The organism is Faecalibacterium sp. OM04-11BH (assembly GCF_003482185.1).
Taxonomy (GTDB): Bacteria; Bacillota; Clostridia; order Oscillospirales; family Ruminococcaceae; genus Faecalibacterium; species Faecalibacterium tardum.
Map to the genome: position 1 here is coordinate 76,985 of NZ_QULS01000007.1, position 19,865 is coordinate 96,849.

Sequence of the window (19,865 nt, forward strand, 5' to 3'; positions counted from 1 at the left end):
TGAAACGCCCCTATCAGAAATTCTTATTTTTTATGTGTGACCGCCCTGCGGTAAACGATGCCGGAGACCACCGCTGCCAGCACCTCGGTAAGCCAGAAGGCGTGCCATGCGCCATCTGCGCCCAGCCAGTTACACAGCAGTGCAGCCAGCGGCATGATGAAAACGACGTACCGGCACAGGGCAATGACCAGCGATTCTGCGCCCTTGCCCAGCCCCTCCAGTGCACCGGAAGCGGTGGTGGAGACCGCCGAGATGACAAAGCCGATGCTGATGATGCGCAAGGCAGTCCGCCCGGCGGCGATGGTTTCGGAGTTCTGGGTGAACAGCCCCATCAGCTGCCCGGAAGCAACCTGACAGATGACAGTGCCCGCCGCCATGATGGCAGCGCTCATGAGCAGGGTCAGCTGGAACAATTTTTTCACCCGGGCGTGCTCCCGCGCACCGTAGTTATAGCCGATAAGGGGGCGCATGCCCTGCACGAAGCCGTTGGCGGGCAGATACAAAAAGGTCTGCAATTTATAATAGATGCCCAGCACCACCACATAGCTCTGAGAAAAAGCCGCCAGCAATCCGTTAAGGAAGGTGACCAGCAGTGAAGGCAGCGCCAGATTCAGGATGGCCGGAATGCCGATGGCGTACAGTCTGCCGTCCAGCACCATGTCCGGGTGCAGGCAGCTGCGGCGCAGCCGCACCGGCAGCTCGGTGCGCAGGTAGACCACAAGGTAGACTACCACGCTGAGCACCTGACCGATGCCGGTAGCCAGTGCCGCGCCTGCAATGCCCATGGCAGGCACCGGCCCAAGCCCGAAGATGAGCACCGGGTCCAGCAGAATATTGCACACGCAGCCGGTGATCAGGGCGACCATGGACACCTTCATGCGGCCCACCGCCTGAAAGATCTTTTCAAAGGCCAGCGAGACCATGTTCACGACCAAAAACAGGAACACGATGGTGGAATAGGTGATGCCGGCGGCAATCAGCGCCTCGTCCTGCGTAAAGCGGCGCAGAAAGCCGGGCATGATGGCAATGCTGACCGCCATCATCACCACGCCGTGCACAAGGCTGAGCACAAAGCCGTGGGTGGCGGCTATCTCGGCCTTTTCGCGGTCGCCCGCGCCCAGATATAGCGCGATCATGGCGTTGATGCCGATGCCAAAGCCGATGGCAATGGCGTTGGAAAAGTTCTGGATGGGAAACACCAGACTTAAAGCAGTCATGGCGTCCTCGCTGATGCGTGCCACAAACAGGCTGTCCACGATGTTGTAGAGGCTATTCACCAGCATGGAGATCACGTTGGGCAGTGCCATCGAAAGCAGCAGCGGCAGCACCGGCTTCTCCTTCATAAAAGTTTCGTTCATTGAAAAATTTCACCTGCTATCTGTAAAAAGTAAAAATATGGCGGGCACAGCATCGACTTGCAGCCGGTTTCCGGCGCACAAAAAAGCCACACAATGACCCTTGGAAGGTCATTGTGTGGCGAAAAGTAGCAATTCTGCTGTAAAAATCCACACAGTTTTTATGATCGCGGCAGCTGTCCGCGATATGCAGCCTGCGCACTTGCGCACTGCAACCCTAGCAGAATACCATATCCTCTGCGCTGTGTCAAGGGGTTTTGGTGTAAAAGTATGACTTTTGTAATCACTTGACCATTTTTACAGCAGGCGCTACAATAAGGCAAACCGGCTCTGAGGGAGGGCATTATATATGAAATGGATGATTGCATCAGACCTGCACGGCTCCTATTATTATGCGCAGCAGCTGCAGCAGGCCTTTGAACGGGAGCAGGCCGACCGCCTGCTGTTTCTGGGAGACCTGCTCTATCACGGCCCCCGCAACGACCTGCCCCGGGATTACGCCCCCAAAAAGGTGATTCCGCTGCTAAACAGCCTTGCGCCCAAGCTGCTGTGTGTGCGCGGCAACTGCGACGCCGAGGTAGACCAGATGGTGCTCAATTTCCCGGTGCTGGCGGATTACGCCGTGCTGCCGGTGGGGCAGCGGCTGGTCTACGTCACCCACGGCCATGTGTTCAACCTGAATCATCTGCCGCCCCTTGCCCCGGGGGATATTTTGCTCCACGGTCACACCCATGTGCCCGCATGGACAACCTTTGGACAGGGGAGCCTTTACCTGAACCCCGGCTCCGTGAGCATTCCCAAGGAAAACACCGCCCACAGCTACATGACCTTGGAGGGAAGCACCGCCTGTTGGAAGACCATGGAGGGTGCGTGCTACCACCAGCTGCAGTTGTGATAATGTTGTGATATTCCTTTTTTGCCTGCAAAAGCCCTTGACGAAATGCCCGAAATGCTGTAAACTAAGTACAACCTTTAAAAATAGAGGGAGCTGTAAGCTTTGTACTGAACGCAGGCGGTGCAATGTGTAGCAGTAAACCCCATAAGGCATCATAAAAAGGCACCGGAGGCTTTGCATCAGCTTCCGGTGTTTTTTTTTATGCGCAGCCGGACTATCTTTTGCAGCGCCGTCATGCTACAATAGAAAGAAAACGCGAATTGCAGGAGGAATTATGGATTTTTACGGAACCATCGGCCCTGCCTGTGCCGATGTAAAGCTTTTGCAGCAGATGGTGGAAGCCGGTATGACCGGCATCCGTATGAACCTTTCTCATGGCCCGCTGGCAGCGCACGAGGACTGGCTGGCGCTGCTGCGCAAAGCCGGGGTCAAAAAGCTGCTCATCGATTTGCAGGGGCCGGAATTGCGCATCGGCCGTCTGCCGCAGCCGCTGTCCCTGACCGCCGGGCAGACCGTGTGTCTGGGCGCGCAGGGCATCCCCTGCCCTGCCGCGCTGGTGCAGGGCGTTCAGCCCGGGCAGGAGCTGCTGCTGGATGACGGCAAGCTGCTGGCACGGGTGGACACCGCAGAGCCGGAAGCACTCGTGTGCACCGTAGTGCGGGGCGGGGTGCTGCAAAGCCGCAAAAGTCTGGCAGCGCCGGGGGCGGATATCCAGATGCCCACCCTGACCACCGAGGACAAGGAGAACCTCGCTATCGCCGCCGATTGCGGCGTTACCGGGGTCATGCTGCCCTTTGTGCGCGGCGCTGCGGATATCCGCAGCCTGCGGCAGGCGCTGGCAAAGGCCGGTGCGCCGCAGCTGAAAATTCTTGCCAAAATTGAAAACCTTGCGGGCGTGCAGGCACTGCCGGAGTTTTTGCCGCTGGTAGACGAGGTGGTCATTGCCCGGGGCGACCTTGGCAACGCCATGCCCCTGTGGGAGCTGCCCCGCTGCCAGAAGCAGCTCTCTGCCGCCTGCCGGGCAGCCGGAGTACCCTTTATGGTAGTGACCCAGATGCTGGACAGCATGCACACCCGGGCTGTGCCCACCCGCGCCGAGGTGAGCGACATCTACAACGCCGTACTGGACGGCGCATCCAGCCTGATGCTCACCGGCGAGACCGCCGCCGGGCAGTACCCGGTGCAGGCCATGGAGTATCTGGTGCGCACCGCCCGCACGGCGATGTAAGAGAAAGAATTATTTTTTATTTGGGCTTCCGAAAAGTCTGCGGACTTTTCGGAAGCCCTTTTTCACGGAAAGGGGGCGTGACCGAGAGATATTTTTCCGCAAAAGGATAGCATCTTTTGTCTGCTTCCTGTATAATACAGGTAAAATCAACTGAAGTCAGAAAGGTTTATCGTTTATGGGCATCGTAGTCATCGGAGCTGTTTTTGTGGACATCAAGGGCTATCCCCTTTCCACCTATATCCCCGGCGGGCGCAACGCCGGACGCATCGAGCAGGTACACGGCGGCGTGAGCCGCAACGTGGTGGAGGATATCGCCAACGTAGAGCTGCGCCCCACCTTTGTGGGTCTGGTGGACGACACCGGCATGGGACAGGACGTCATCGACAAGCTGGCAAGGCACAAGGTCAACACCCGCTTTATCCAGAAAGTGCCGGACGGCATGGGCACATGGCTGGCCATTTTTGACAACGATGGCGATGTGCACGCCGCCATCTCCAAACGGCCGGACACCACCCCGCTGACCGGCCTTCTGCAAGAACAGGGCGACGCCATTTTTGCAGACTGCGATTCCATTGCACTGGAGCTGGACCTTGAAAAGGAGACGGTGAAGCAGACCCTGCGCTACGCTAAAAAGTGCGGCAAAAAGGTGTTTGCCGCAGTCTCCAACATGAGCATCGCCATGGAGCGGCGGGATTTTTTGCAGCAGATCGATTGTTTTGTATGCAACCAGCAGGAGGCCGGGCTGCTGTTCTCGGACGACTACGACCACCTCTCCCCGGATGAGATGTGCCGGGTGCTCACGGGCAACGTGCGCAGCGCCAACATTCCCAGCATGGTGGTGACCATGGGCGGGCAGGGCGCGGTATACGCCTGTGCAGACGGTGACTGCGGCATCGTACCCGCCAAAAAGGTGGACGTCATGGACACCACCGGCGCGGGGGACGCCTTCTTTGCCGGCACGGTCATCGGCCTGACCTACGGCAAAACGCTGGCAGAATCCTGCGAGATCGGCAGCCGTCTTGCCGCTTCGGTCATCTGCATCACCGAGAACGTCTGTCCCCGCTTCCGCCCGCAGGAGTTCGGGCTGGATGTACCGGTGGTGGACTGACGATTTTAAATGGAAATCAATTTTCCGAAAAAAGGCTTCCCCCGGTCGGGGGAAGCTGTCACCGCAGGTGACTGATGAGGGCGCAGGCAAGCAGCAGTTTGCGGGAAACTCCCCCTCATCCGTCTGCTCACTGCGCTCGCAGCCACCTTCCCCCCAAGGGGTGAAGGCTTTTGCTCCGGGTCAAGCTGCAAAAGTTGATTTTTATAAAAACCGCACCTTCCCCCTTGACAGAAGCGGCAGTTTCTGGTATCAATAAAAATGATAAAGGGGAGTAAAGGGCAGCCCGCCGGTCAAGGCTTTTTCCGGCAGGCCGCTGCATGGCAGCGTCATCACGGCAGCAATGCCCGATGTCATGTGTTCGCTTGAGACTTTTGTCACAGATCTTACGCTGTGGCAAGGGTCTTTTTTTCTTGCCGCAGCATCAGAACAAAAGGAGGCAGAAAAACAATATGAATTTCTGGAACACATTCGCCGCGCTCTTTTCAAACTTCGGAGCGCTGACATGGCAGATGGTGGTCATGTGGGGCATCGGTGCCCTGCTCATTTACCTTGCCATCGTCAAAAAGATGGAGCCCAGTCTGCTGCTGCCCATGGGGTTCGGTGCCATTCTGGTCAATCTTCCCGCATCCGGTGCCATCACGCAGGGAGACACCGTTGGCCCCATCTCTGCCCTGTTCGAGGCAGGCATGTCCAACGAGCTGTTCCCGCTGCTGCTGTTCATCGGCATCGGTGCCATGATCGATTTTGGCCCGCTGCTGGAAAAGCCGTGGCTCATGCTGTTTGGCGCAGCGGCACAGTTTGGCATCTTTTTCACCCTGTTTCTTGCCGGGTTCTTCTTTGATATGAAGGACGCCGCGTCCATTGCGGTCATCGGCGCAGCGGACGGCCCCACCGCCATTTTTGTGGCAAACACCCTGAAGTCCCAGTATCTGGGCGCTATTATGGTGGCAGCTTACAGCTACATGGCGCTGGTGCCCATCGTGCAGCCGCCGGTCATCCGTCTGCTGACCACCCAGAAGGAACGCCGCATCCGTATGCCCTACGAAAAAGGCAATGTCACCCAGCTGACCAAGATCCTGTTCCCCGTTGTGGTCACGGTGGTCGCCGGTCTGGTAGCCCCGGCCAGCGTGGCGCTGGTGGGCTTTTTGATGTTCGGCAACCTGCTGCGGGAATGCGGGGTGCTGAACTCCCTGAGCGAGACCGCCCAGAACGTACTGGCAAACCTCATCACCCTGCTGCTGGGTCTGACCGTAGCCGGACAGATGACCGCCGACAAGTTCGTCCGGCCGGATACTCTGCTCATCATGGCGCTGGGTCTTGTGGCCTTTATCTTTGATACCGCTGGCGGCGTGCTGTTCGCCAAGCTGCTGAACCTCTTCCTGCCCGAGGGCAAAAAGCTGAACCCCATGATCGGCGCGGCAGGCATTTCGGCCTTCCCCATGAGCGGACGCGTGGTCAACAAGATGGGTCTGGCCGAGGACAACCAGAATTTCCTGCTGATGTATTCCATCAGCGTCAACGTTTCCGGGCAGATCGCATCCGTCCTTGCCGGCGGACTGATCCTTTCCCTGATGGCTTAACGGAGGTGCCTTTATGCTTCATCTTTCTTCCTGGATGACCACCCTGCCCATGATGCTCATCGGCATGACCGGTATCCTGCTGGTCATCGGCTTTCTCGTGCTGGTTGTGATGGCGCTGAACTGCCTCACCCGCCGCAAGTAAAAGAAAAAATAGGATAAGCAAGCCGCCCGGGAGGATCTGCGGATCTTCCCGGGCGGCTTTTTTCACAGGCGCAGACGGCGCTGCTTTTGCCGGCTTCATCCCCGGGCGTCCTGCCGGGTGGTATGGAAGTACTCCTTGGGGGTCATGCCGTACTCCTTTTTAAAGGCGCGGAAAAAGTGGTTGTAACCGCCAAAGCCGCTGGTCTTGTACACCTCGGTGATGGGCAGCCCCTGCTCGATGAGGGTGCAGCAGCGGTCTAACCGCGCCTTTACGATATAGCGGTGCACCGTCTGCCCGGTCTGGCGTTTAAATTCCCGGGCAATATGTTCCCGGGAGACGAAAAACTCCTTTTCCAGCCGCTCCAGCGTCAGCTCCTCGGTAAGGTGCGCCTGAATAAACAAAAACACCTCGTCCAGCATCAGGTGGTGGCGGCTGACCGATGCGGTGTGGAACTCCGCATGGATGCAGGCGCGCAGCGCCAGCACCACGAACATTTGCAGAATACCGTGCTCAAATACCGCTGCGCCGAACTGGGTGCGCTCCTGCGGGAGCATCAGCAGCTTTCGGGCAAGGTTTTTCAGCAGCATATAGATCTGGCTGTCCGGGCGGACGGCTACCTGCCGGAAAGGCACCACGTTGAAGCTTTTTTCAAGGTCGGTGTCTGCGTCCGAAAGCTGCGCCAGCGTCTGGGGAGACAGCTGCACCCGAATAAGTTCCAGCGGGCCGTAAGCACCGGCGTATTCCAGCCTGCCGCCCTGACCGGGCTTGAAGATGATGAGGTTCTGCTGCTGTGCAGGCAGCACCACCTCACTGCACCGGAATACGCCGCTGCCCCGCATGACCAGAAACAAATCATAATACGCGCCGGAATAAAATTCCCGGACGGCGCTCTGCTCAAAAAAATAACGCTTGACTGTATAGTTCACCAAAAAAGCCTCCGTGAAACTGTCATGTGTAACAGTTTGTTGTACACAACAGAAAAGTACAACTGTTATAATTGCATAATACATCAATTTACAATAGTTTTCAATCATTTTTTGGATATGCATTGATGGAAATTTAACGTATAATGCAAGCGTAGAAAAGAGACTTGTACGAAAAGTCTCGTGGTTTCACTGTTTTTAAGGAGGATAAAACACAATGGACCAGAAAAAGACCGTCCGACCCTTCTCCATGAAGGACAAGATCGGCTATACTCTGGGCGATCTGGGCTGCTGCTTCACCGAGCAGTACCGCGCCATGTATCTGTCGATCTTCTACACCCTGATCCTGCAGGTCAACCCCTTCCATGTGGGTATCCTGCTGCTGGTCACCAAGATCTGGGACGCCGTGAACGACCCCATCATCGGCGCGATCGTGGACTCCCGCAAGGCCACCAAGGGCGGCAAGTTCATCCCTTGGATCCGCGCCTTCTCCTTCCCCATGGCAGTGCTGTGCATCCTCGGCTTTGTCAATGTGGGCAACATCAACTACGGCCTGCGTCTGGCCTACATGTTCGTCACCTACGTTCTGTACGAGGCGCTGTACACCTGCGTCAACGTGCCCTTCGGCACCCTGTCCAGCGTGATGACCGATGATGTCAGCCAGCGCACCGCACTGTCCCGCTACCGCAGCCTTGGCGGCACCATCTTCATGACCGTCATGGTCATGATCGGCCCCCTGTTCCTGTATGTGGACAACAAGCCCGTGGCCGGCCGCTTCCTGATGCTGGCCTGCATCTGCGCTCTGCTGGGTCTGCTGTGCCTGCAGATCACCTGCGTGTGGTGCAAGGAGCGCGTGGAAGTGCCTGAGCGTCCGCAGGGCGAAAAGCTGAACTACCTGCACGTGCTCAAGGAGATCTCTCACAATAAGGCTCTGCTGGGCGTTATGTTCTTCAGCCTGACCGGCATGATCGGTGCTTCCGTGGTCAACGGTCTGAACACCTACCTGTATAAGGACTTCTTCGGCAACGTTAAAATTCAGGCTGTCTCCGGCATGCTGAGCGTGCTGTACGCTGTGCTGTCCTTTGCCATCACCCAGCCTCTTGCCAACAAGTTCGGCAAGAAGGAGTGGTGCTGCATGGGCGCCGGCTTTGCCGCCGTCGTGTTTGGCATCCTGTTCTTCTTCCCCGTCCACAACCCCGTGGCCTTCATCGTCATCAACGGTATCTGCTATCTGGGCGCTTCCGGTATGCAGGTGCTGATCTGGGCTATGGTCAACGACGCCATCGACTACCATGAGCTGCAGACCGGCGAGCGCAACGAGGGCATCGTCTACTCCACCTACTCCTTCTTCCGCAAGCTTGCAAGCGCCATTTCCGGCAGCCTGTCCAGCTTTGTGCTGGGTGCCATCGGCTACAACGTTACCGCTGGCGCTGTGCAGACCGCAGGCGTTGTAAACGCTATCTGGAAGAGCTACACCGGCGTCTACTTCCTGGGCTACGGCATTGCAGTTGCCATCCTGTTCTTCGTCTACCCCCTGACCAAGCAGAAGACTGCCGAGATGCTGACCGAGCTGAAGGCTCGCCGCGCCGCAAAGGAGAGCAAGTAAACCATGAAGATCTTACAGGTTCATTTTAAAAACCGCAATGGCCACACCCTGCGCGGCATCGTGACCCTGCCCGACACCGAGGGCAAGGTACCCTTTGTGGTGCATCTGCACGGCTTTGCCGGCAGCTGCAGCGGCTACAAGTCCATGTACACCCACCTGTCCCGCGCTCTGGCAGCGCAGGGCATCGGCAGCGCCCGGTTCGATTTCTACGGCAACGGCGAGAGCGACGGCGAGTTCGAGGATATGAGCTTCGACGGCCTGCACACCGATGCACAGGATATCTTTGCATGGGCCGCTGAGCAGCCCTATGTGGACAGCGAAAAGCTGTTCCTCTCCGGCCAGAGCATGGGCGGCTACATTGCCGCTTCCTGCGCACCGGTCATCCAGCCCCACGGCCTGATTTTGCTGTGCCCGGGCGCCGGGATGTGGTTTGGCTGCGCACAGCGCGCCGACGGCGTTGTGCAGACCGGCAAGGACTACACCGACATGGAGGGTCTGTGCTACAAGATGGCCTTTAACTACGAGATGGCCAAGCACCCCGACCCCTTTACCGAGGCCAAGGGCTACAACGGCCCGGTGCTGCTGCTGCGCGCCGATGATGACCGTCTGGTGGACGAGGGCACCTGCAGCCGTTACGCACAGGTGTACACCGCACCCGAGGTGGACACCATTGCGGGCGGCGGCCACAACTTTGCCACGCTGGCAGCCCGTGCCACCGTGGAGAAAAAGACCGCAGCATTCATCAAAGCAAATCTGTAAAGCAACGCGTATCTGCAAGGAGGCTTTTGTATGGAAAACGTAATTCTGCAGCCCATCGAGGTGGGCGGACAGACCTTTAAAAACCGCATCATGTTCCCCCCGCTGACCACCGGCTACGAGAAAAACGGCATGATCAGTGAGCAGGACATGGGCTTCTACACCCGTCTGGCAAAGGGCGGCGTGGGCTACATCGTTATGGGCGATGTGGCACCCATCAACAGCTTTTCTCCCACCCCCAAGCTGTTTGACGACAGCCAGATTCCTGCCTTCAAGGCACTGGCCGACAGCGTACACGCCTACGGCACCAAGCTGGGCATCCAGATCTTCCACCCGGAGTACGATGTGGACGCCATCAACAGCCTGTTTATGCAGAAGAAGTTTGACGAAATGCGTCAACGCCTGCATCATGACATGATGTTCTTCACCGATGAGGTCACCGAGGAGATGCTGATGGCCATCATCGACAAGATGTGCGCCTGCGCAGTGCGTGCCCAGAAGGCCGGTGTGGATGTCATCCAGATCCACGGTGACCGCCTGAACGGTTGCCTGTGCTCCACCCGCATGAACCACCGCACCGACAAGTTCGGCGGCAGTCTGGAGAACCGCGTCCGCTTTGCCCGCATGCTGACCCGCGCCATCCGCAAGGCTGTGCCGGATATGGTCATCGACTACAAGCTGTCCATCGTCACCCCGCAGCGCGGTAAGGGCGGCATTGACGAAGCCGACGCCGTGCAGTTTGCCCAGTGGCTGGTGGAGGACGGCGTGGATATGTTCCACGTTGCCCAGGCCAACCACACCGGCAATATGGCCGACACCATTCCTCCCATGGGCGTGCAGCCCTACGGCTTCTTCGTCAAGATCGCCGGGGACATCAAAAAGGCCGTCAATGTGCCGGTCAGCGCCGTGGGTCGTATCGTGGACGCCGACATGGCTGCGCGTGTCATCGAGAGCGGCATGGCCGACATTGTTGCCATGGGCCGTCCGTTGCTGGCAGACCCCGACTGGGGCACCAAGATCGCTGCCGGGAAGGCCTGCGATATCCGCCGCTGCATCAGCTGCAACAAGGGCTGCACCGATGCCATCCAGAACCGCCAGTTCCTCTCCTGCGTGCTGAACGCGGAGAATGGCTACGAGAACACCCGCAGCATCCAGCCCGCAGCACAGAAAAAGAAGATCGCCGTCCTCGGCGGCGGCCCTGCCGGTCTGGAAGCTGCCCGTGTGGCAGCCCTGCGCGGCCATGACGTGACCCTGTTTGAAAAGACCACCACTCTGGGCGGTCAGCTGAACATTGCCTGCGTACCTCCCCGCAAGGAGGAGATGCGCCGTGCCGCACAGGATCTGATCCACGCGGTCTGCAACGCCGGTGTGCACCTGTGCATGGGTCAGACCCGCACCGCAGAGCAGCTGAAGGATGCCGGCTTTGAGGCCGTCATCAACGCTGTGGGCGCACACAGCGCCGCACCCCGCATCCCCGGCATCGACAGCGTGAACGTTGCCGACGCGTGGAAGGTTCTGGCGGGCGAGCAGCAGGTATATGGCACGGTTGCCGTCATCGGCGGCGGCATGGTGGGCTGCGAGACCGCAGAGTATCTGGCTGCCCGCGGCTGCAAGGTGTCCGTTATCGAAATGATGGACAAGATCGCCGCAGGCGAGAGTACCACCATTCTGCCCACCCTGCTGGAAAACTACAAGACCTACGGCGTGGAGCAGTACCCCAGCCACAAGGTCAAGGAGTTCCGCATGGACGCCGTCGTCTGCGAGAACAAGGACGGCGCAGAGGTGACCATCCCCTGTGATTACATCGTGCTGGCCATGGGCGCACGCTCCAACGCATTTGACGCTGCTGCGCTGGAAGCTGCCGGCATCCCGGTGTATTCCATCGGCGATGCCGCCGGTAAGGCTGCGGATATTTCCAACGCCATCCGCACCGGTTACGATACCGCCTGCCAGCTGTAAAACAAAAAATATCGTTCTATTTGTGGGTCAGAAACGCCTGTGGGCGCTTCTGACCCACTTTTTTTACCCCTCGGGGAGCCAGTGTTGCTCCTACAATGGCAACAAGCAGATATTGTTTTGTTTTTGGTTACGGCAAGGACAGCATGTCACAATTTGCAAGAATCAAATCACAAAAGGCAACGTAAACGGCGGATAAAATGTGATATATTAGTTCCACGACAAGGTAAAAAAATGAACAAAATACATTCATAATGACAAGTAGAATTGTGCATTGTGCTTTTGAACGGGTGCAGGTAAAAAACAGAAAAATTTCGGAACATTCAAGATCTTGAACCGATATCATTTCAGACAGAGAGGAGAATGCCGCAAACCATATCAGATGCTTAAAAGAACATCGTTAAATCTGGAAAGGAGAAAAAACATGAAACGTATCCTCAAAACCACCATTGCCTCCGCACTGGTGCTGTCCATGGCACTGAGCGGAGCAACCGCCGCTGTGGCTGCAACTCCGGCAGCGGAAGAAAACTGCATCTCGGCTTCTGCTGTTGCAGACTGGGCAGAGAACGTCAAAATCAAGCTGTTCAACAAGAGCATCTATGCCAAGTACGCCCCGGGTGTTACGGTCGAGAAGGACGAAAACTCGCCCACAGGCTACACTGTTACTTTTGTTTACAAGGAGCAGAAGAGCTACACCTCAAAAGCTGGTCTGACCATCAATACGGCAGAGAATCCGCTGACCAAGGTGGAACTGTACAGCGACTGCTTTATGCTGTTTGATCCTGCCGGCGGCAAGGCGGGCGCTATTGACGCTTCGCTGGCTACTGCGCCGTACAACTACACGGCAGGTCTGGCTCCTGCAGGCGGCAACGGCGACACCACCTACTATGTGGAGCTGGAAAAGTTTGCCGATGGTCGTTGGGGTGTACAGATGCCGCTGTCCAGTGGTGCATTCGTTTATAACTTCCGCGTGACCGCTGAAAACGGCGACCAGATCGCCCGTCTGGACGACCCCAGCAATCCGACGATGATCAACGAAGCTACCGGCATCCGCAGCTTGTCCAGCATGGTCTATGTTCCGTATGATGCCGACAAGCAGGGCACCAGCACCTGGGCAGACCGCTCTGTGGAACTGCCGCAGGCCGATGCAAACAAGCGTGGTACCGTGCAGACCGTATCTTACACGGGTGCAGACGGCACCGAGCATGGTCTGGCTGTGTATCTGCCGGCTGGCTACGATGCAGACCGCACCGAGCCTTATAAGGTGCTGTACCTGTCCCATGGTGCTTCCGGCGATACCTACGGCAATGAGCTGCGCTGGATGAATGAGGGCACTGTGGCAAATATCCTGGATAACCTGATCGCAGAAGGCAAGACCGAGCCGTTTATTGTTGTTACCATGAACAATCAGCAGTACAAATGGAAGTATTCCGAGATTGAGACCGATCAGATCGATTACATCATGCCCTACGTTGAGAGCCACTACAACGTCAGCACCACCGCCGAGGGCCGTGCATATGCGGGTCTGTCCATGGGCGGCGCTACCACCAGCAATATGCTGATGCACCACACCGAACTGTTTAGCTATTACGGCATCTGGAGTCATGCAAATGTGAATGGCGCTTCCGGCGGTGTCGAGGGCATCACCAGCCAGAGCGTGCGCAACCATCTGTCCTCTCTGACCGTGAAGCCTAAGATTATGCTGGCCGCAGGTAACTGGGACTTTGGTCTGGCAGCCGTCAAGACCTTCGGTGAGAACCTGAGCGAGCTGGGTCTGGATTACAGCTACCTGCAGGTACCCGCAGCCCACGACTGGGAGTGCTGGCAGCTGATCTTTGCAAACGCCGCTGAGAACTTCCTGTGGAAGTAAGCTGTGTGCAGTTCGCATAAATAAATGCAGAACCGTCGCCAAACGATACTCTGATATATGTTGTATAAAACCCGGAACTTTTCGAGCCATAGTGCCGCAGAAAAGTTCCGGGTTTTGCGGCCTTTTGCAATATCCCCCGTCAACAGGGAAACTCCTTTTTCCACAAAAGGCATTCCCTTCCCCGGAAGGGGTGAAGGCTCTTGCTCCGGGTCGATCTTCAAAAGTTGACTTTCGTTCTGCAGCGCCCCCGCCGCGCGGCTGTCCTTTACCTCTATATCCCTCCTGTGAAAAAGGAGTTCTGAAAAGCCCGCAGGTTTTTCAGAACTCCAAAATCAAAAATATCTTTTCCGCTGAATATGGCCAAAGCGCACGCGGCGGCCGTTCCAAATCGTCCTACATAAAAAGGCTGCTGCACAGTGCTTTGTGCAGCAGCCTTAAATATTTTACGTTTACAACAGATCAGATGCTGAACTGCACGGCGCAGAAGGCGGCATAGATGCACAGCAGTGCAATGCCCTGCGGGCGGCTCAGCTTGCCCTTGATCAGAGCGGGCAGGGTGAGCAGCAGCATCACGGCAAACATGACCGGGATATCCATCACCAGCGAGGCGTTCATGCCTGCGATGGTGGAGTTCTGCGGGATGCTGAAGGGTGCCAGCGTGACGGACACGCCGCTGACCAGCACCAGATTGAACACGTTTGCACCGATGACGTTGCCCAGCGACAGCGCACCGTGACCCTTTGCCAGCGAGGTGATGGCGGTGACCAGCTCCGGCAGCGAGGTGCCCAGTGCCACAAAGGTCAGCGCAATGACCGACTCCGGCACGCCCAGTGCCTGTGCGATGAGGGTGCCGTTGTCCACCAGCAGGTCAGCGCCCACAGCAATGAGCACTGCGCCGATGGCCAGCAGACCCAGCTCCTTGGCAAAGGAGCCTTCCTCAGCCTGCTCCTCCTCTTCCGGGGCGGTGGCGTTTTTCATAGCCAGCACGTTGCACACGATGTAAGCCACGAACATGGCCAGCAGGATCAGACCCACCGGGCGGGTGAAGGAGCCAGTGGTGTAGGCCACGCCGGCATAGAAAGCGGCAGCCACAAAGAAGAAGGCCACCGGGGTGCGCAGGCTCTTGGGGTCAACCTTGCCCGGGCGCACCGCAATGGTGATGGCGGCGATCAGTGCAGAATTGCAGATGACCGAGCCGATGGCGTTGCCGTAGGCGATCTCGCCGTGACCGGTGAGGGCAGAGGTGGTGGACACCATGACCTCCGGCAGGGTGGTACCGATGGACACTACCGTGGCACCGATGAGCAGCTCCGGCACATGGAAGCGGCGGGCGATGCCGGTGGCACCGTCCACAAACCAGTCGCCGCCCTTGATCAGGCACAGCAGACCCACGATAAATAACAGAACAGGGATCAGCATAATATCTCTCCTTTTTAATAATAGCGGCAGAGGCACAAAAAAAGACCCTTATCACATCCTGCCCAAAACGGGAAAATGTGATAAAAGTCTCAAGCATCCGGTACTGCATCGGGCATTTCTGCCGGGGGTGTCGCTGCAGCACAGCGCACCCGTTTTTTAACTAAGGTACGCCCCTTACTCCCTTTTATCCAGAGAATATTATACCTGTTTTCCGGCAAAAACGCAAGGGGAAATATGGGATTTATTCTGCCTTGGTCACTTTTTTGGCGTTGGGGTAAATATGCTCCATGCGGGCGTTGTCGAAATGCTCGTCAAGGAACACTTCCAGCTGTCCGTTGGGCGCTTCGCCGCTGGTGCGGGCATCGTACCGCGCCAGTGCCAGCGCGCTGGTAAGCATATTCACCGCCATGAACACCGCCAGCGCTGCTGTCATCCACGGACGGATATGGCTGCGCACCTTTTTCATCAGCTTCAGCACCAGCGGGTAGCCGTAGCGCATCCACATCACCGCCGCAATGCCCCAGAAAAAGCAGTACAGCAGGTTGATGCGCCCGCCCAGATTGAACTTGAACTTGCTGTAATCCCAGAACACGGTACCGAACAATAGCTCTGTAACGGCGCTGCACACATATTCATATACGCCGCCCAGCACCGTGCCGAAAACAAAGAGATAGCGGTCGCTTTTATCCTGATTCTGCCGCAGCAGCACAGTAGCCATGGCCAGCGCCAGCCCCCACACCACGCTGAAAGGCCCCCATACCAGACTGGAACGGCTCATCCACACCCCGGCGGTCAGACGGCAGAACACGGTCTCCACCAGATCGCCCAGAAACGCCCCGATGACAAACAGCCACAGCAGGTCTGCCGCGCTGAGGAAGTCGGCTTTCCCCTTCTGCACTGCCGTGGGCTGCTGCCGGGCGGCCTCCGGGTAGGCGCGCTGGATGCGCTTTTCCACATACATGGCAATGCGGCGGCGCAGGGTGTCGGAGCGCGCCTCCAGTTTCTGGTTCAGCTGCTCCAGCACCGGGTGCTGCGCCGCGTACCGCCCCACCAGCACCGCCGAGCCCAGCTGGTCCAGCGCCGCGATGCCCAGCGCGACCCACACCAGCGGATGCAGCAGCCAGTCCGGCACAAGGGCGCACAGCCGCAGCAGCAGCCCGTTGCCCCAAAGCACGGTCACCATGCCCAGCGCACCCCAAAGCACCGAGTACTGCAGGCAGACGTAACCATTCAGGTTGAACTTTTTATCCGAGTAGTCCCACCATTTGCGGTTGTGCAGCCGCTCCAGCAGCTTTGCCGTGAACCACTCCACCACGGTAGCCGTAAGCATACAGGCCACGAACAGCACCACCGGCTTTGTGCGCATATCTGCAAAGCCCACTGCCATCAGGATGGCCGTGGTACCATACACAAAGCAGAACGGCCCCGCCGCCATGCCGCGGTTTGCAAACCGCTTGCCCCGGAAGGTAGCCACCACGGTCTCCCCTACCCACCCAAGGAAGGAATAGATCAGATACAGCACGCCCAGCGTGTAGAAGTTCAGTGTCATCGCGCTTTCCTCGCCTTCTGTTTTTATGCTCTAATTGTACTCGCTTGCGCTGGTTTGCACAAGAGGACGGCAGAAAAATGTTACAATTGGCGTGCGTTTTCATTTTACGAACGCATCATTCCGGGCAGACCGCAGTCTGCCCGGAATAATGCAATTAAAAACATTTTTCCGTTAAAAAAGCCGCTGCACAAGCACGGTGCAGCGGCTCTCAAGGTCATTTTTTACAGCTTACAGCTGGCTCTTATACAGCTCCACGATCTCCTCCACGCTGGTGTCGCGGGGGTTGCCGGGACGGCAGGCGTCTGCAAAAGCGGACTCGGCGAGGAACTGGATGTCCTCTTCCTTCAGGATGCCGTGCAGGTTTGCGGGGATGCCCACGTCTGCGCTCAGCTGCTTGACGGCGGCGATGGTAGCATCAGCGGCTTCCACGTCGTTCATCTCGTCGATGCCCATAACGCCCATGGCCTTGCCCACGGCACGGTAACGTTCGCCGGCAACGCTCTTGTTGTACTCCAGACCCACCGGCAGCAGGATGGCGCAGGCCACACCGTGCGGGGTGTCATACAGGGCAGACAGGCCGTGTGCCATGGAGTGCACGATGCCCAGACCCACGTTGGAGAAGCCCATACCGGCAATGTACTGACCCAGAGCCATGCCCTCGCGGCCCTCCGGGGTATTCTGCACAGCGCCGCGCAGGCTCTGGCTGATGAGCTTGATGGCTTCCAGATGGAACATATCGGAAATGACGCAATGACCCTTGGTGATGTAGCCCTCGATGGCGTGGGTCAGCGCATCCATACCGGTGGCAGCGGTCAGACCCTTGGGCATGGAGGACATCATATCGGGGTCGACCACAGCGATCTCGGGGATATCGTTGGTATCCACGCAGACGAACTTGCGCTTCTTCTCCACATCGGTGATGACGTAGTTGATGGTGACCTCAGCAGCAGTACCGGCAGTGGTGGGCACTGCAATGGTGAACACCGCGTGCTTCTTGGTGGGGGCAACGCCTTCCAGAGAGCGGACGTCCGCAAACTCGGGGTTATTGATGATGATGCCGATGGCCTTTGCGGTATCCATGGAGGAGCCACCGCCAATGGTCACGATGCAGTCAGCCTCGGCAGCCTTGAAGGCAGCCACGCCGTCCTGTACGTTGGCGATGGTGGGGTTGGGCTTGATCTCGCTGTAAACAGCGTAGGCAAAGTTTGCGGCATCCAGCAGGTCGGTGACCTTTTTGGTAACGCCGAACTTGATCAGGTCGGGGTCGGAGCAGACGAAAGCCTTCTTGTAGCCACGGGCGGTCAGCTCGGGAACGATGTTCTCGATGGCACCGTGGCCGTGGTAGGAGATGGTATTCAGAACAATGCGGTCAGCCATAATACAAATCCTCCAAATCTGTTTGCAGCCGCCTTTCCGGCGGCGTTTCTCTACGTTTCAGCATAGCACATCGTCAAAAAATTTGCAATGTAAAATTGTTTAAATTTGTAGTATATTTTTATACTTGTGTATTGTTTTCTATCATTTTTGTCCGTTTTCCGGCATTATTATCCCCTGCAAAAAAACAATCCTTGCCAAATGGCCGTGCCTGTGTTATACTATCCTAGTAACCTTTGCTGGTGTGGCGCAATGGCAGCGCAACTGATTTGTAATCAGTGGGTTGCAGGTTCAACTCCTGTCACCAGCTCCAAGAAAAGCCGCTTAGATTCGTTGGAATCCGGGCGGCTTTTGCTATGTGGACAACACTTTGGACAACATTTCGCGCTTTAAAGCAGCTTCTAAAGGGGCTTGGGGTGTTCCCCCGCAGACAGTTTTGGTGTATAATGGTAAAAATGCACCCAAACCAAAGGAGGAACCAAGCATGATCCAATTCGGTCTGCGTCTGCACGACGCGGAAAAGCTGCCCATTGAGCAGGTGCTGCCGCTGGTACGCAAGAAGGGCTTTTCCTGCGTGCATCTGGCACTGAGCAAATCCCTGAAGGAGGTGCCCAACACCCCCTCTGCTCTCACCCCCGGCTACGCGGCCTATCTGCGCCGCCTGTTTGCCAAAAACGAGCTGGACATTGCGGTGCTGGGCAACTACCTGAATCTGGCGCACCCGGATACGGATGCTCTGCACGCCATTCAGGAAAAGTACTACGCACATATCCGCTTTGCCAGCCTGCTGGGCTGTGGCATGGTGGGCACCGAGACCGGAGCACCCAACGCGGAGTACAAGTTCTGCCCGGAGTGCCGCAGCGATGCCGCCCTTGCCACCTTTATCAAAAACTTCAAGCCGGTGGTGCGCTGCGCCGAGCAGTACGGCGTGACCATTGCCATTGAGCCGGTGGTCAAGCATATCGTGTATGACGCCCGCCGCGCCCGCACCGTGCTGGATGAGATTGGCAGCCCCAATCTGCAGATTTTGCTGGACCCGGTGAACCTTTTGAACATGGAAAACGTGGACCGCCGGGAGGAAGTGTTTGCCGAAGCCATCGAGCTGCTGGGCAAGGATGTTGCCATGATCCACTTCAAGGACTTTTTGCGGCAGGACGCCGGCGGTCAGCTGGCTGCCACCGGTGCCGGACAGGGTGGCATGGGCGACTACCGCACCATTCTGCGGTTTGCCAAGGAACAGAAGCCCTATGTGTTCGCCACCTTGGAGAACACCACCCCGGAAAACGCCGTCCAATGCCTGCACTATCTGCAAAAGCAGTACGACGAGTGCTGACAGTAGCTTAAACTGCACGCTGCTGTCCGCAACCGTCTGTGGTTTTATGGTATAAAAAAGTCTGAACCGGTGGCGGATGCCTCAGTTCAGACTTTTTTGTTATTCTATGTCAGCAGGTAGTCAGACCCTTGCCAAGCCGTCCACACTCAGCACACCGCCGGTGATGCAGGATGCCTTCGCCGAGGCATCAAGAATTGTTTGTCAATTTTCGGAAGCTGATGGCAGGGTATTCCCATAAGAGCTGTCCAGCCGCATCTGGTACCACACCACCCCGCCGTGGGTGGAAGCGGAAACGCCCTCGTTCACAAAGCCGAACTTTGCGTAATAGTGCAAAAGTTTCTCCTTGCAGGTCAGCACCAGCCCCTTGCGTCCCTGTGTGTGGGCATCTGCGATGGCTCTTTGCAGCAGCAGCCCGGCATAGCCCCGGCGGCGACAGCGCGGGAGGGTGTTCACCCCAAAGATCATCTGCCATGCGCCATTTTCATCATGCAGGGCGGCATCTGCGTACATCTCATCGGTCAGGTCGGGCATATCGGTGCAAAAGCCGTCCACAAAGGCCACCAACTCCCCCTGCTCAAACAGCAGCCAGAAATGATCAGCATAGTGTGCCAGCCGCCCGGCAAATTCTTCCGCTGTGGCAGCCTCCGCTGCCGGAAAACACGCCGCCTCCACGGCGGCAATGGCCTGTAAATCGTCCATAGTTGCGTTGCGTATCTCCACAGTATCTCTCCTCCCTTTTTGTAATGTCAGTATACCACAGCTGCCGCGCAA

General features: G+C 57.4%; 16 protein-coding genes and 1 tRNA gene. 11 read left to right on the forward strand and 6 right to left on the reverse strand.

What is annotated here, in order from left to right:
• Positions 1–23: 23 nt before the first annotated feature.
• Positions 24–1,358 carry an MATE family efflux transporter gene (locus DXB44_RS07965; RefSeq protein ID WP_118658342.1) on the reverse strand — a complete coding sequence of 445 codons (1,335 nt, stop codon included), beginning with the start codon at positions 1,356–1,358 and terminating at the stop codon, positions 24–26.
• A 346-nt stretch (positions 1,359–1,704) separates the two neighbouring features.
• Here DXB44_RS07965 and yfcE point away from each other — a divergent pair, with 346 nt between their 5' ends.
• The 5 genes from yfcE to DXB44_RS07995 all read left to right on the forward strand — a co-directional run bounded on the left by yfcE (position 1,705) and on the right by DXB44_RS07995 (position 6,308).
• Positions 1,705–2,250 (forward strand): phosphodiesterase, encoded by a 546-nt coding sequence (gene yfcE / locus DXB44_RS07970; RefSeq protein ID WP_118658343.1) that lies wholly within the window; start codon positions 1,705–1,707, stop codon positions 2,248–2,250.
• 274 nt (positions 2,251–2,524) lie between these two features.
• Positions 2,525–3,478 carry a pyruvate kinase gene (gene pyk, locus DXB44_RS07975; RefSeq protein WP_097779905.1) on the forward strand — a complete coding sequence of 318 codons (954 nt, stop codon included), beginning with the start codon at positions 2,525–2,527 and terminating at the stop codon, positions 3,476–3,478.
• A gap of 175 nt (positions 3,479–3,653) precedes the next feature.
• Complete coding sequence (locus DXB44_RS07980; RefSeq protein ID WP_118658344.1) at positions 3,654–4,586, forward strand: carbohydrate kinase family protein; 933 nt, start codon at positions 3,654–3,656, stop codon at positions 4,584–4,586.
• A gap of 449 nt (positions 4,587–5,035) precedes the next feature.
• Positions 5,036–6,166 (forward strand): sodium ion-translocating decarboxylase subunit beta, encoded by a 1,131-nt coding sequence (locus tag DXB44_RS07990; protein WP_015538182.1) that lies wholly within the window; start codon positions 5,036–5,038, stop codon positions 6,164–6,166.
• Between the two features lie 13 nt (positions 6,167–6,179).
• Entirely contained in the window at positions 6,180–6,308 is a 129-nt protein-coding gene (locus DXB44_RS07995) for a hypothetical protein (protein WP_015538181.1), read from the forward strand.
• 95 nt (positions 6,309–6,403) lie between these two features.
• Here the strand turns inward: DXB44_RS07995 and DXB44_RS08000 are convergent, their stop codons facing one another.
• A complete protein-coding gene (locus DXB44_RS08000) occupies positions 6,404–7,234 on the reverse strand; it encodes an AraC family transcriptional regulator (RefSeq protein WP_242983446.1) in 831 nt (276 codons plus the stop codon).
• A gap of 214 nt (positions 7,235–7,448) precedes the next feature.
• On the opposite strand from DXB44_RS08000, the gene DXB44_RS08005 reads away from it, so the two are divergent.
• From DXB44_RS08005 to DXB44_RS08020, 4 genes are all read left to right on the forward strand, one after another.
• Complete coding sequence (locus tag DXB44_RS08005; protein WP_118658347.1) at positions 7,449–8,837, forward strand: glycoside-pentoside-hexuronide (GPH):cation symporter; 1,389 nt, start codon at positions 7,449–7,451, stop codon at positions 8,835–8,837.
• 3 nt (positions 8,838–8,840) lie between these two features.
• The gene (locus DXB44_RS08010; protein ID WP_097779899.1) at positions 8,841–9,596 is read left to right on the forward strand and encodes an alpha/beta fold hydrolase; all 756 of its coding nucleotides are present in this window, start codon (positions 8,841–8,843) and stop codon (positions 9,594–9,596) included.
• A 30-nt stretch (positions 9,597–9,626) separates the two neighbouring features.
• Positions 9,627–11,552 carry a bilirubin reductase, long form gene (gene bilR / locus DXB44_RS08015; RefSeq protein WP_118658348.1) on the forward strand — a complete coding sequence of 642 codons (1,926 nt, stop codon included), beginning with the start codon at positions 9,627–9,629 and terminating at the stop codon, positions 11,550–11,552.
• A 421-nt stretch (positions 11,553–11,973) separates the two neighbouring features.
• Positions 11,974–13,419 (forward strand): alpha/beta hydrolase-fold protein, encoded by a 1,446-nt coding sequence (locus DXB44_RS08020; protein ID WP_158581883.1) that lies wholly within the window; start codon positions 11,974–11,976, stop codon positions 13,417–13,419.
• Between the two features lie 459 nt (positions 13,420–13,878).
• On the opposite strand, the gene DXB44_RS08025 is transcribed toward DXB44_RS08020, so the two are convergent.
• From DXB44_RS08025 to fucO, 3 genes are all read right to left on the reverse strand, one after another.
• On the reverse strand, positions 13,879–14,838 hold the full coding sequence (locus tag DXB44_RS08025; protein WP_118658350.1) for a calcium/sodium antiporter: 960 nt from the start codon (positions 14,836–14,838) through the stop codon (positions 13,879–13,881).
• Positions 14,839–15,079: 241 nt separating this feature from the next.
• Complete coding sequence (locus tag DXB44_RS08030; protein ID WP_118658351.1) at positions 15,080–16,387, reverse strand: putative ABC transporter permease; 1,308 nt, start codon at positions 16,385–16,387, stop codon at positions 15,080–15,082.
• 228 nt (positions 16,388–16,615) lie between these two features.
• Positions 16,616–17,764 (reverse strand): lactaldehyde reductase, encoded by a 1,149-nt coding sequence (fucO, locus tag DXB44_RS08035; protein WP_005922374.1) that lies wholly within the window; start codon positions 17,762–17,764, stop codon positions 16,616–16,618.
• A gap of 235 nt (positions 17,765–17,999) precedes the next feature.
• Between fucO and DXB44_RS08040 the strand changes: the two genes are divergently transcribed.
• Positions 18,000–18,074: transfer RNA gene (locus DXB44_RS08040), tRNA-Thr, on the forward strand.
• Between the two features lie 171 nt (positions 18,075–18,245).
• Complete coding sequence (locus tag DXB44_RS08045) at positions 18,246–19,094, forward strand: sugar phosphate isomerase/epimerase family protein (RefSeq protein ID WP_118658352.1); 849 nt, start codon at positions 18,246–18,248, stop codon at positions 19,092–19,094.
• Positions 19,095–19,295: 201 nt separating this feature from the next.
• Here the strand turns inward: DXB44_RS08045 and DXB44_RS08050 are convergent, their stop codons facing one another.
• Positions 19,296–19,814: a GNAT family N-acetyltransferase gene (locus DXB44_RS08050; protein ID WP_118658353.1), complete on the reverse strand. Its 519-nt coding sequence runs from the start codon at positions 19,812–19,814 to the stop codon at positions 19,296–19,298.
• Positions 19,815–19,865: the final 51 nt, after the last annotated feature.